The sequence below is a fragment of the Ihubacter sp. rT4E-8 genome, assembly GCF_049852125.1.
In the GTDB taxonomy this organism is placed as follows: domain Bacteria; phylum Bacillota; class Clostridia; order Peptostreptococcales; family Anaerovoracaceae; genus Senimuribacter.
In genome coordinates this window covers 555,337-568,471 of the sequence record NZ_CP187532.1, presented here as the reverse complement: position 1 = coordinate 568,471, position 13,135 = coordinate 555,337, and the positions used below count along the sequence as shown (strand labels likewise).

At 46.8% G+C, this 13,135-nt stretch carries 14 protein-coding genes; 3 read left to right on the top strand and 11 right to left on the bottom strand.

Annotated elements, in window-relative coordinates; translation table 11 throughout:
- Positions 1–50 precede the first annotated feature (50 nt).
- Complete coding sequence (locus ACPW7J_RS02825) at positions 51–1,094, bottom strand: uroporphyrinogen decarboxylase family protein (RefSeq protein WP_424959310.1); 1,044 nt, start codon at positions 1,092–1,094, stop codon at positions 51–53.
- Between the two features lie 193 nt (positions 1,095–1,287).
- On the opposite strand from ACPW7J_RS02825, the gene ACPW7J_RS02820 reads away from it, so the two are divergent.
- On the top strand, positions 1,288–2,556 hold the full coding sequence (locus ACPW7J_RS02820; protein WP_425756422.1) for a helix-turn-helix domain-containing protein: 1,269 nt from the start codon (positions 1,288–1,290) through the stop codon (positions 2,554–2,556).
- 7 nt (positions 2,557–2,563) lie between these two features.
- Here the strand turns inward: ACPW7J_RS02820 and ACPW7J_RS02815 are convergent, their stop codons facing one another.
- Positions 2,564–4,261 carry an AAA family ATPase gene (locus ACPW7J_RS02815; protein WP_425756420.1) on the bottom strand — a complete coding sequence of 566 codons (1,698 nt, stop codon included), beginning with the start codon at positions 4,259–4,261 and terminating at the stop codon, positions 2,564–2,566.
- Positions 4,262–4,429: 168 nt separating this feature from the next.
- Here ACPW7J_RS02815 and ACPW7J_RS02810 point away from each other — a divergent pair, with 168 nt between their 5' ends.
- Entirely contained in the window at positions 4,430–4,897 is a 468-nt protein-coding gene (locus ACPW7J_RS02810; protein ID WP_425756419.1) for a DUF3990 domain-containing protein, read from the top strand.
- Complete coding sequence (locus ACPW7J_RS02805; protein ID WP_425756418.1) at positions 4,894–5,355, top strand: hypothetical protein; 462 nt, start codon at positions 4,894–4,896, stop codon at positions 5,353–5,355. Before ACPW7J_RS02810 ends, ACPW7J_RS02805 begins: the two co-directional genes overlap by 4 nt.
- A gap of 62 nt (positions 5,356–5,417) precedes the next feature.
- Here ACPW7J_RS02805 and ACPW7J_RS02800 read toward each other — a convergent pair whose 3' ends face one another.
- The 9 genes from ACPW7J_RS02800 to ACPW7J_RS02760 form a co-directional block, all read right to left on the bottom strand.
- On the bottom strand, positions 5,418–6,446 hold the full coding sequence (locus ACPW7J_RS02800; RefSeq protein ID WP_425756416.1) for an amidohydrolase family protein: 1,029 nt from the start codon (positions 6,444–6,446) through the stop codon (positions 5,418–5,420).
- 11 nt (positions 6,447–6,457) lie between these two features.
- The gene (locus tag ACPW7J_RS02795; protein ID WP_425756414.1) at positions 6,458–7,207 is read right to left on the bottom strand and encodes an OPT/YSL family transporter; all 750 of its coding nucleotides are present in this window, start codon (positions 7,205–7,207) and stop codon (positions 6,458–6,460) included.
- 15 nt (positions 7,208–7,222) lie between these two features.
- A complete protein-coding gene (locus ACPW7J_RS02790; RefSeq protein ID WP_425756412.1) occupies positions 7,223–7,432 on the bottom strand; it encodes a hypothetical protein in 210 nt (69 codons plus the stop codon).
- Positions 7,433–7,816: 384 nt separating this feature from the next.
- A complete protein-coding gene (locus ACPW7J_RS02785; RefSeq protein ID WP_425756411.1) occupies positions 7,817–9,109 on the bottom strand; it encodes an ATP-binding protein in 1,293 nt (430 codons plus the stop codon).
- A 287-nt stretch (positions 9,110–9,396) separates the two neighbouring features.
- Positions 9,397–9,993: a DUF5028 domain-containing protein gene (locus ACPW7J_RS02780; protein WP_425756409.1), complete on the bottom strand. Its 597-nt coding sequence runs from the start codon at positions 9,991–9,993 to the stop codon at positions 9,397–9,399.
- Positions 9,993–10,667 carry an ABC transporter ATP-binding protein gene (locus ACPW7J_RS02775; RefSeq protein ID WP_425756408.1) on the bottom strand — a complete coding sequence of 225 codons (675 nt, stop codon included), beginning with the start codon at positions 10,665–10,667 and terminating at the stop codon, positions 9,993–9,995. Before ACPW7J_RS02775 ends, ACPW7J_RS02780 begins: the two co-directional genes overlap by 1 nt.
- A gap of 13 nt (positions 10,668–10,680) precedes the next feature.
- Positions 10,681–11,532 carry a hypothetical protein gene (locus ACPW7J_RS02770; protein WP_425756406.1) on the bottom strand — a complete coding sequence of 284 codons (852 nt, stop codon included), beginning with the start codon at positions 11,530–11,532 and terminating at the stop codon, positions 10,681–10,683.
- On the bottom strand, positions 11,519–12,394 hold the full coding sequence (locus ACPW7J_RS02765; protein ID WP_425756405.1) for a hypothetical protein: 876 nt from the start codon (positions 12,392–12,394) through the stop codon (positions 11,519–11,521). The genes ACPW7J_RS02770 and ACPW7J_RS02765 overlap by 14 nt, the downstream gene beginning before the upstream one ends.
- A gap of 15 nt (positions 12,395–12,409) precedes the next feature.
- The gene (locus tag ACPW7J_RS02760; protein WP_425756404.1) at positions 12,410–13,126 is read right to left on the bottom strand and encodes a DUF5027 family lipoprotein; all 717 of its coding nucleotides are present in this window, start codon (positions 13,124–13,126) and stop codon (positions 12,410–12,412) included.
- Positions 13,127–13,135 lie beyond the last annotated feature (9 nt).

The following is a 13,135-nucleotide window of genomic DNA, read 5'->3' as shown; positions in this document are numbered from 1 at the left end:
AACCAAAAACAAAAAGGAGCGCCGCAGCGCTCCAAATTAAATTTTGATTCTTATTTATCGTATTTTCCGTAGGTTTCTGCTTCTTTCACGATCAGCTTCGCCATATCGAAGTTAAGTGCGGACGGATATTCACAGCCTGTTGCCAGGATGAAACCGCCGCCTTTTCCCAGCGCGTCGATCTGCCTTCTGCATTCTTCCCTGATCTGGTCTTCACTGGAAGCCAGCAAATCGCCCGGCTCAATCATACCGATGAATGTTGTTTCGGCCCCGTACTTTTCCTTCATTTCTTCCATAGTGGTGCAATCAGGCGGGAAGTGATCCAGCGAGAACGCTACCGGGTGCATTCTTTCAATCTGCTGTCTCATATACAGACCCTCGCCGCAGTTATGTACCATAACCATAGCGCCTGCTTCTCTGACGGCTTCCGCCAGTTCCTGTACCAGAGGACCTTCTACCTTATCCCACATTTTAGGGCTTAAGATTGTCTTAGAAGAATATAAGGTGTCAAACATGATCGCGTGACAGCCTGCTTTTATCAGTTCAAGCGAAAATCTTTTCAATGTTTCCGTTACATTTTTCAGCGCCTGGTTCATCTTGTCCGGGCATTTGATCATGTCGTAGAACATCTGCTCCTGCCCTCTCATCATGCTCAGTACGCCCAGCGGTCCAAATACAAAGCCAACGATTGGTTTTTCCTGTCCTCTTGCTTCGTAAAGCTTTCTAGCGAGTTCAATGTGTTCGCTCATTCTCGGCGTTTTCGTCGGATCTAATACCTCGATCATATCATAGTCGTCCGCAGACTTAATCAGTCTGTCGTCCATATCAGGATGTGCCGCATTGATCGGGCTGAATACGACTTTCTGCCCCCAGTCAGCCGCTTCTACGGAAAGGTCGATCAAAGTGCAGATACAGTCTACGCCGATTTCATCCGTGGCTCTGATGATACATTCCGCACACTTGTCAACGTCTTTGGACCATTCTTCGTAGTTGATTCCCATGGTCTGCATGGATACGCTGTTGATTAACGGATATACTGGAACTCTGTCCGGTTCCTGATGGTTTAGTGCCATTGTCACTCTTTCAATAGAATTCATAGAGTCTACCTCCTCGCAATGTGATTCGTCTGTTACATTTATCCTACCGCCCGCATCCACTTTTTCCTATCGATTTTATTCGATAAATTTATAAGTTTTATTGACTTTTTCCATGCATTCTATTAAAATTTATAGAACAAATCCTCATTAAAGCTAATTTTTTTATATATTATTTATATTTTTTTCAGGTGCCATGATGAACCATTTACATGAATTTCTCATTTTCAGCGATTCGAAGCAAAACCGCAGCGTCCTCCATCTGGAAGACTCTCTGACTGCTTTTTCTCAGATCACAAAGATTCCGGTCTCCTACTTCGACACAGAGGGACGCTATTGCTGGTCCACTTTGCCGGAGGAACGGCTCTGCAACGCCAATTTAGAATATGAAAAAAAGGGTACGCCCTGCACGCGTAACCTCCTTGCTTCGATGAATATTTCCCTTTCCTTGCCCGACGCATATATTTTCATGTGTGAAGCCGGATTGATTCACCTTTGCTTCGCGCTGATAGCAAGTGGAAAAGAATATGGTTTTCTGATGGCAGGCCCCATTGCCATGGGAAACGATATGGAAAAAATGATCGGCGCTTTTTTCCGTAAAACCCCTGCAGAAACCATGGATTATACCTGTCTGATGACCCTGCTGCGAAAGATGACCCTTTACACCCCCAGAGAAATCGCCTACCTGTCGACGCTGTTTCAAAACTCCGTCACCGGCGCCATTTCCTTTTCCCGCGAAGAAGATCTCAGAGCGCAGCGGAATCAGGAGCAAAGCGGTATCAGCAGCAGGCTGCAGCAGATGAAAAAGGAGCAGCTGACACTGGAATATCCCCACGCCTCGGAGGAACTTTTAACGTCTCTGATCAAATCCGGCAGTCACGACGCCTGTCAAAAGCAGTTTTCCAAATATATCGAAGACATTATGGTATTCGAAGGCGGCAATCTTTCCATCACAAAACTCCGCCTGATTGCCTTTATCACCCACCTTCTGCAGCATGACGACACCTGGCAGCGCAATTATGAAAATCTTTATGCCCTGGAAAAAATCAACGAGGCGAAAACTCTGCGCGAGCTGATGCAGATCGGTAAGACCCTCATCGCCGCTTTGGCGGATACTGCCGCAGACCGGTTCTACGCCGGTTCTTCCCCTGTCATCAAAAAACTAATCCTGCACCTGAACGTGCACTACAGCGACGACATCACGCTGCAGAAAGCCGCCGATATGGTCCATGTCAATCCGACCTATCTTTCCACGCTGTTCAAACAGGAAACCGGTCTTACGTTTACCGCTTACCTCAACAGACTGCGCATCCGTCACGGCGAGGATATGCTGCTTAATACCAATCTTTCTGTTACCGAAATCGCCATGGCTGCCGGCTTTTCTTCTCCTGGATACTTTACAAATGTATTCAGACAGGTTCACGGTATCACGCCGAGAGAGTTTCGAAACCGCCCCGCGAAGTAACATCAGGCTATATGCATTCATCCTTTTTGATTATGCACCCTTTCTTATAAAGCGCAATACCGTACTTTAGAATCGGTCTGTAGCCGTCTGCAGCAAGCGGCGCCGCATAGTCCTGTTTCTCTATTTGCCGCAGCGCTTCTTTGCATTTTGCTTCCATCTCCGCAAAGCTTTCTGCCGCTTTTAGTTCTATAATAATGGCCTTCCCCATGAATTTCTTTTCTTTCAAAATCAAATCTGGTCTGCCGTTTCCGCTCTCCCGGTTGGAAAGCACTACGTAGCGTCCTGTATTTTTCAAAAGGCCGCTGAGAAAGCCATGATAGTAACTCTCCGCGTAATCAAAATAACTAATCGTATCCATCAGCTGTTCATTGATAAAATGCTCCGCTGCCTCGCAGTCGCCTTCTTCTAGAGCTTTAATAAGTGGACTTTTGTCAAGGTCTTCCACCTTTTTATCGAACCACTCTTTGATGCTGTGCTCGTAAATAGCCGCAATCTCCTCATTCGGTATCGCCATTTGGATATAGATATCTCGGTTTTCAATTCGCTGACTTTTCATTTTCAGATAGCCTGTAAAGAACAGGAAGTTCCACAGATTATCTCTGGACGCATGAATATCACCATAGGTGATTTCTTCATGCACTGGTTTCTCAATGGTTCCGCCATCCATGAGAGTTTCCAATTCTTCGCGGGTAACATCATCTGCATCTTCAATCATGGATTTTACGATATCGTTGCCGGAGGTATTGGACCAATACGGCTTTGTCGCAATCTGTGCGCCCGACTGTACGCTTTTCGTATAGTGCAGGATGCTCCACGGGTTGTAGATTTCTGTATTTCCAAAGAGATATCCGTCGTACCAGGATTTTGCTTCTTCGTATCGTTCTGAAAGGTCGTAATACTCCAGCATGGTCTTTACCTCTGCTTCAGTGAAGCCGAAATATCTGCTGTAATTTGGACTGATGACAGAATGAATCTCCAAATTGTTCAGTCCGGTGAAGATACTTTCTTTGCTAATCCTCAGACATCCCGTCACCACGCCCAGTTTCAGGTATGGGTTGGTTTTCAGGGCAGATTCAAAGAGGGAACGGATGAAGCCGATCATTTCATCATAAAAGCCCTGGAAATATGCGTTTTCCAGCGGTACGTCGTATTCGTCAATCAAAATGATTGTTTCTTTGCCGTGGTACTTATACAAGCACTCGGAAAGAAATTTCAGCGCTTTCGCATAGACAATGTCTTCTGCTTTGCCATTCATTATGGCAGTAAATTGTTCTCTGTCTCTCTGCGTCATCTCACCTAAAAGGACATAAGCATGCCGCTCAAACTCTTTGATGATGTCATCTACAAGACTCGCATGAGCCATCGCAAAGGTTGGCTGCTTAGCTGATTTCAGCGACAGGCTGACAATCGGATACTGCCCCATGTGCGACAGATATCTTTCGCCTGTCTCCATGATAGCAAGTCCGTCAAAAAGATAGCGGTTATCTATTTTTCTTCCATCAGAAGTTCTTTCATCTTCAAAAAAGCGGCGAAGCATGGATAGGTTCAGGGTTTTTCCGAACCGGCGCGGTCTTGTGATTAAGCTGGTCTGCGCTCCGGCATCCAAAATTTCCTGTATCATCAGGGTTTTATCCACCAGATACAAGTTTTCTTCTTTGAATGTTTTAAAGTCTTCATATCCAATCGGAATTTTCTTCTGCTCCATCACTCATCGCCTCCTCATACCTATAGTATACGTGAAAAATGGGAAAATCACAATAAAATTTTCCCGTAGAATCACGGCAGGCACAAAACCAAATTTCTGTTCCTGCTTGATAATTCCTGCCGTTTCATGTAAGATAAAAGAAAGCAAAAAAACAGGGAGGACAGCTGCATGGGAAAAATGACTGTATATCATGGCGGATATACTGCGATTCAAGCACCTGAAATCATCATAGGACGCAACACTAAGGATTTCGGTCCCGGTTTTTATTGTACGATAATCAGAGAACAGGCGGAACGCTGGGCAAAGCGATATCAAACACCCGTAGTATCTTCTTACACTGTTCGTCTCAATACGGAATTGAACATCCTGGAATTTCGGGAAATGACAGAAGAATGGCTGGATTTTATCATCGACTGCCGAAACCATGTCGCCCACAATTACGATATTGTTATCGGTGCAATGGCAAATGACCAGATTTATAACTTTATTGCAGATTACATTGACGGCATTATCACCCGTGATCAGTTCTGGAGCCTCGCCCAATTCAAATATCCTACCCATCAAATCAATTTCTGCACACCGGCGGCGCTGAAATGTCTCACCTATGTAACAAGTGAGGAGGTATCAAAGGCATGATTGGAAGAGAAGAAAAAAAAGAAAATGATCTGTTCTTCACCTGCAGTCTGATCGATTATATTGCGCGAAAAACCTGCAACAAACGTGCTGATGTTGTCAACACCCTTGGCAAAGCGCGCATTCAAAAAATCTATGACCTGGCTGATGTTTATCACAGTGACAGCATCGAACGCGTCAGCGAAGATTTTATCGCAGAATCCGGTCTGACAAAAGGCGCCTTCGATAACATTTCTACCGCCCGCTATGCAGTTCCCAGCCACTGGGATATCGGCAAAGTCTATAAACGTTTGATTCTGGGAATCAGCAGGGAAAAGAAACTGGATATCATTGATGCTTTATTTGCTGCTTACAATTCTTTTGTCAGTGACAAAATCGACGATTACAACAGCAGCTTCTACTACGATGCGCCGGGAAATATTCTCAATGCATACCTGTATAGCCAAATTGAACCTGAATAATCCAAAAGCGCCCCGGCTTTTCGTATCACTACGATTCCGCAGGCGCTTTTTCATATCTTCTTTTATTTCCGCAGCATTCTGCCTGTTCCGGCGCCGGTCAGTCCGTCCGGCGTCAGCGCTGCTTTGCCGTTGACAAACACATAGTCGATGCCGCAAGGATCCTGCAGCGGATTTTCTTCTTCATCAAAGCTGTGCAGATTTTCTCTGTCCAGCACTACGAGATCAGCATAATATCCCTCTTTCAACACGCCCCGATCCTGAATGCCAAACCGCTGTGCCGGAAAACCGCTGGCTCTCCTCACTGCCTGTTCAAAATCGTCCTTGCCGTACCGGGTTAAATACCGCGGCATCAGTCCGATGTTCATGCTGTTAGGATATGCAGGAAATTCGTCCTTTCCCGTCAGATTGGTTTCCTTTGCATAACCGAATCCGTCCGAACACGGCATCGCATAATCATATTGGCAGAAAATGTCCACCGACTCGCCCAGAACCGGCGCGATGAAATCCGCCACCATATTCGTGTCTTCCCGCAGGCAATCCTGTCCCATGACCGCAGTCCGCACTGCACTGTAGCCCACAAGAGGCGCTGCATTGCAGCCCAGCGCCATGCTATCACACCGCTTGCTGTATTCTGCGAAGGTCCTCCAATCGGGTTCTACACCGTAAAGGGTTTCAAAGGCGGTCTGCGCCTTTTCCCGCGGATAAAGCAGCGGCATCTGATCTGCCGGGTCAGCCCCTGCCAGTTCCTGAAAGGTCTGATTGGTGCTGGGAAAGTAAAAGATTTCATCTCCCTGGGGCGCCATACTGTAACCGCAGTTGCCCGTAATCACCGTCGTAACGCCCTGTTTCACAAAAGGCTCCATGGCAAGCTCTATCATCATCGACAGATCCGCATGGGTGTGCGTATCTATAAAACCAGGGGTAATCACCTTGCCCGCGGCGTCGATGACCGTCACCGCCGCCTTGGCATCAGCGCCATACTCTTTCCCAATATATGTAATTCTATCACCTGTAATACCGAGATTCGCCTCGTAAGAAGACGCGCCTGTCCCGTCACAGATCAGCCCGTTTTTGATCAAAATGTCAAACATAGCAGTCCCCTTTACGCACTTGCCAGCGAGATGCCGATCATGCTGATAGTGACGATTGCATCGCCGATGATAATACCGGTCGCTGCATTGTTGTACTTTTCTGCAACCTCTTCACCCTTTTTCTTTTCAATGATCCAGCGAATAACGCCGCCCAGAGCAAGACCCATCACATTTCTCGGCGGCAGATACATAGCAATAGCAATTCCCCCTGCCGGAAGACCGATAAAACTGAGCACCGTGCCGATGGCTGCGCCAAGACCGAAACGCATCGGATTAAAGAAACCGCTGGCGCTTCCCTCGGTAACACCCGAAATGACAGAGTGATACATATTCGCAACCGGATAGGTGAACAAGTCGTCATCCAGTCCGAAGGTTTTTAAAATCGCGTAGAACAGGAACATACCCGCGATGCCGCCTACGATCACGCTGATAATCATCGGGATAATCTGGAAATTTTGCAGCATGGACAGCGCAAAGCCGAGAGCCGTCGCAATCAGCAGAATTTTTGTAGAAGAATTGTCTTTCTTATCAATCTGTTCCAGCGCCGTAGTGCACATGACAGCGCCTGGAAACGGCAGGTTCGGATCGTTGACATACTGGTCCCGCAAAAGGGATACAAAGCAGATCCCCATAGCGTCGGTCAAAATCAGCAGCACGAAGACCGGCAGCAAACTGACTTCCTCGCCCATCATAAACATGGCTGTAATGTTATCGTAGACGGAAAATGCTGCAAAGATAGTCGCTGTCGCACAGCTCTGCATCAGGTTAATCTCCCGTCAGTTGGTCAAACCGCCGATGGTCGGTACCACCAAGATTCCGATCATAGACGCGATCGTTGCCACATTGGTGTCTATACCCATGACAATGTCCAGGTATGCCATGACACACATGAGCACAAGACCGATCAAAAGACCATAAAATACCGCCCGGAAGGTGAAGTCCTTCTGCTCACCGGAAAGTGCGGGCGCACTCGTTACTTGTTTCATAATTTCCTCCAACTCATTGATTCTTAGAGCATAAGTTCATTTGTTTGTTCTTCTTCGGTGAACCGATTCACATTTTTCATAATCTTTTTATACACTAAAATTTGTTCCTTGTCAATCTGTTTTTTGAAAATTGATACGATATGAACCGATTGCGACCATGTCCTGCGTAAATGCGCAGAAAAACGGAAACAAAAAAGAGCAGCGCTGCAGGCTGCATGACATAAAAAAAGTGTGCGTGACGGAACTAAAGTTCCTATGCACACATGTCGCCCGCTTCAGGGCGACTCTTCGCAAGGTGCTTTTCTTGATATTCCGGAAATATCGAAAATCGATATTTCCTACATAATAAAAAAACGCCGCATTAAAGAATGCGGCAAACATCAATCAAATCAAGTCTTTCACCTTCCGGGCAAGGTAGAGAGGAATATTTGTGATCGCACCATCCTTGCGATAGCCGCGTTTGGAAAAACGCAGCGCATGTTTTGGCTGGGCATCTGCAATATACCTTTTGAATGAAGGCGCAGATTTATCCTCACCGCCTTTGATTTCAACAGGAATGATTTCCATACTGTTTTGCAGCACAAAATCAATCTCACTGTTTTTATTGGAATAGTAGCGTGGTTCGATTTCAAACTGTCCGCGAAGCTGCTGCAGGACATAATTCTCAGTCAGCGGTCCCTTGAACTGATAATCTGTTTTGAGAAGAATCGCACCGTTATCAATTCCTGCCATATGCTTGAGCAACCCGGTATCAAAAATAAAAAGTTTGAATTGATCCAGTTTGTCAAACGCGGACAGCGGATGTTCCATTTTGGAAACATTGTACACGCGGTTAATCATCCCTGCTGAGACCAGCCACTCAATCGCTTCCTCGAAATCACGCGCTCTGCCGCCTTCACGAACAGCGCCATACATAAATTTCTCGTTGGGTTTTGCAAGCTGCGAAACAATGCTGCGGAACACCATGAGAATCCGTCCGCTGTTGACCTTACCGTTGTGTTTGGAAAAATCACTCTCATAGACTTCAATCAATTCGCGCTGGATCTGATGAACTCTGGCAGGATCTTTGTATTTAATCCATGAATCAACGCATTCTGGCATACCGCCGATGATGAGATAGTTATTGTATGCTTCAAGCAACCGGTTGTGAAAAATTTCCTCAATTTGCTGCTCTTTCTGAATGCTGTCGTAGTAACAAAAAAGTACAGGATCGGACGCCTCAAGAAACTCGTCAAAGGTCAGCGGATAGATGTCAAGCAGATTTACCATGCCCACTGGATAGGACTTCGGCTTTGCTAAAAGCGTTCCCAAAAGGCTTCCTGCGGCGATGATATGATATTCGTTGGCTTTTTCCTTGAAGTATTTGAGCGTGTTCAATGCTTCCGGGCACTCCTGAATTTCATCAAAGATGACCAGCGTTTCTTCCGGCAGAATCTTTTCACCGACTATCATAGAGAGCATCTCGATGATGCGGTGCGGGTTCTTGTTTATCTCAAAGATGGACTTCAACGTATCTTCCTCATCGAAGTTAAAATAAACGAAACTCTTGTAGTAATTCTTTCCAAACTCTTTCATCAGCCACGTCTTGCCGACTTGTCTTGCGCCTTTCAAAACAAGCGGCTTACGTTCCGCATCCTTTTTCCAATTTATCATATCCGCAATCGCATTGCGTTTCAAGACTGTCACCATCCTTTCCCAAGTGCGATCACAGTATATCACATTTTTCTCGAAATATCAATGTTATTTATACACGTTTTTCCCGAAATTTAATCTCGAATTCCCACATTTTTTGAACTATGTCTCTATTTGTTCTTCTTCAACGCACAAAACCTCAATCCTTTAAATGCACAATGTCCGCAAGATCATATAGCTTTACAAACTCTGCTTTAAATTTATTAAATCAGGATTTAATAAATCGTGATTTAATATGATTCTCCATATCTCTACAAATCACAACCCATTTTTCACACAATCTCCAGCATTTTCTGATGAGGATACTGACTTATTAGAAGTTTCGGCAAATCTTTCTCCAAATGGCCCAGGCTGGTAACTTTAGACATGATACCAAAGGTCAGAACCATCTCCATACTGGTTCCCTTGCGCAGGGAAAAAGACGCGCCCGGCATATGGGGATTTGCAATCAGGAAGCTGGAATCGTCAAAACTGAGGATATAGTCTGTGCCCTGCAAAGCATACTGCACCAGACTGATTCCCTTTTCCCCGGTATATTCGTTTGTCTCATTGGCAATGCGCACTTTTACCGTATAAATATAATCCGTGTGATCTCCCAGATTTTCCGCCTGATCCTTCGCGTCTGCCTGCCGCAGAAATTTCTCTGCCGTCTGTATCTCTGCATCCAGCACTGTAACCGTATAACCGTCCATTTCCTCGTCGGCATAGTTGAAAAAATCCTGCTCCAGCGCTGCTTCCTCCCCTTTGGGAAACACCTGTATGACAGGCAGATCCACATTCTGATTCACAGCGTGAAAGCGAACGCCCCAGAGCGCGGTCAAAATCACCAGCATCGCCGCCGGCAAAATTTTTTTCATCTTTCTATGCATCACCGCACCTCCCTTGCGGCTTGTGAAAAGGCAGGCGCATATAAATGGGCTTTTACCCGTCCCGCTTCCAGCAGCAGAATTTCATCAGACATCTCCTGCAAGACGGCAAGATCGTGACAGGAAATAATCACCAGAGCGCCCCGGGCTTTTTGCTGCGCCAGAATCCCTTTGACCAGCTGTACGCCGTCTGCATCCAGAGAATTGGTCGGCTCATCCAGGATGACCAGTTCCGGTTGTTCCATCACAGCTGCGGCAATGCCAAGGCGCTGCTTCATGCCCAGGGAATATTTGCGGTACTTTTTCCGATCAGAAGGATCAAGCCCCACGGCGCGCAGCGCGGCCTCGACTTCTGCGTTTCCAATGTTATTCTCAATGGACGCCAGCATTTTTAGATTCTGCATCCCTGAATACCGGTCCAGAAATGCAGGATTTTCCAAAAACAGTCCTACACTGTCCGGAAAGGTGAGATCCCTTCCAAGACGCTTTCCGTCTATGAGAATTTCTCCCTCCGTCGGACGGATCAAACCACAGATCAGCCGCATCAGCATGGTTTTTCCAGAACCGTTGATCCCCTGAAATCCATAAATTCTGCCGGACTCCAGTTCTGCGCAAATGTCCTGTGCAACCGGTTGATTTCGTATCGTTTTCGATACATGTTTCAGTTCTATTTTCACTCCAAATTCCCTCCTAATCTCGATTCAAAATATCATAGCGTAAAAACCCCGCGCACCCTGCAAAGACCGCGGCAAGCAGCGCCGCCACGCAGCAAATTACGCCGCTTTTGATACTAACGCCGTCCGTAATCACTGTGTCATACCGAATCGTCATGCCATAATTACCGATGAGCCAGGGCGACGTGCAATATGCTGACGAAATCATCACAGAAGCTACAGCAAAAAAACTGAATACCGGTTTTAAAACCAGCGCCAGACTCATCTGCAGCAGGCTCAGGGAAAGGGATACCAGCACAGGCAAAAGCACCATGGAACACTGCCACACCGTGTCCGCCGCAGTCTGACCTACTTCTCTCACCTGAAAGACTACGTAGAGCAGTTCTTTGTGAAATCCATCGGAAAAATCCGCCTGCGTCGCCGCGCAAAACAGCGCCGCTGTCAGAAACATCAATCCGTGATAAACGAGAATACTGCAGAGATTCCATCCGCATTTGGACAGCCACCATGCCATCCTTCCCTTTGTTCTGATCAAAATCTGCTGTCCCAGTCCCTGCAGATCCGAAAAGGGATACTGCAAGGTCAAAAAGGCAGCAGGCAGAAATACCATCATCCAGCGCACCGGAAAAGTGAAAAGATTTCCCGGCGCTGGAATAAACCGATCCATCCCGCCATAGAGGTACATGATATAATCCCAAAACCCCGGACTTGCGGTTACCTGAAAGGTTTCCATATCGTCTAACCCTGCTGCGCCAGCGGACAAGGTCAGACAGGAAGTCAGCGCCACAATAACCGGAATCAAAAACCACTGGGGTCTTTGGAAAAAACCGCGGCGAAGATCGAACCAAAACAATTTAGTAAATTTCATGCCGCCCCCTCCTGATTACCGCAGTGAAGAACGTCACCGCAAACAACACGCTTCCCCAGACAAAAATCACAAGACCACTAGTATCATAAACCATAGGAATTGGACGCAAAAAATGCATGGGGGAAAGCTCCGTATACATCACTTCTATCTTTCTGTACACAAAAGAATCGCAAAAGTAGTGAACGCCGAGCAGAAAAAAGAACGGCAGCAGCGTCACGGCAATGGGATTCTTTACCACATCTGAAACCGCAAAACACAGACAGGCAATGAGTCCGCAAAACACAAAATCCACCAGCAGATACATGCCTATATACAGAAACGGTTTTCCATAAAACAACATGGACAGAAAAGACGACGCGCCAATGCCATATGCTGTCATATAAGACGGGTCCGGCTTCACCGCAGGAAAAATCATCGCTGCCGCAAGAAAATTGATCAGTAGCGGCAGCGTCATGGCAAGACCACCCGACAAAAACAGCGCCGCATATTTCGCCAGATAATACTGCATTTTTCCCGTACGAATCACCATGTTTTTGATGTAGCCGCTGCGCCGCTCGCTACAGTAAGACCATCCGTAGGGTATACAGATGAGCAGCGGGAACAGAAAGAAATAATCGGACGCTCCCGCGCTGCTGCCTTCTCCGCCAATCCAGTGGTTAAAAAGGCTTTCCATCTGCATCAGAGGATTCCTGAGACCAAATTCCTCGGAAATCTGCCGGTGCTGCGCCATATCCCGGGCAAAAGATTCCGCCATAGTAATCAGGCTAAAGAAGGTCATCACCACACCGATGAGCACAGCTAGAAAAAAGAAAGGATTGCAGACTGCTTTTCTGCACTCCAGTCTTAAGGTGTTCTTAAACATTTCTTTCACCCCCTGTCAGTTCAGTTTGATATATTTCTGATCCTCGTCGTAGTCAAAGGTCAGGTACAGCATTTTCGGATCATACTGGTTGGTATCGACGAGCCATGCAGCTTTTAAATCCTTCCTCTGCCCTACAGAGAGATTGTAGTAATAATAGTCTTTCCAGCCAGTGTCATTTCTTTTTCCCGATGGATTAGAGAACCAGACCGGTCCGCTGGGATATAACTCATAAAAACTGGCTTGCTTTTTCCCTTCGAAATCAGACTCCGCACAGAGAATCCGCAGCGCTGTGATGTTTCGGGTTGGCTCCGCGCGCACATTTTGCACCGTCACGTGAAGCACCAACAGCTTAACCCCCTGTGACAGGCTGCCATCCTCCTGCAGGAGCGACTCTCCCTCGATCATATCCTCTGTTTCTATGTCAAGTCCCGCATCTGTAAAACTGTCGAACAGATCTGCTTTCGTAACCGTGTAACGCAGCGCGCCCTCCACCGTTTTTCCATTCTGCACATCGATACCGCTGACCGCTTCTCCAATCTTCCCAAACTGCTCCTGTTTCACGTCCAACACCTGCGCCTGATCCTCCGTAAGTCCTTCCGCCACCTCGGTACTTTGGGCTTTCTCCGCCTCCGTACCCAGTCCGACAGATCCGGCATGACACCCCGTAAAAGCGTACAATAACAGAAGCACGGCGAACAGGCACCCCGCGCCTTTTCTTTTTTGACTGATCATCTTTGTTTC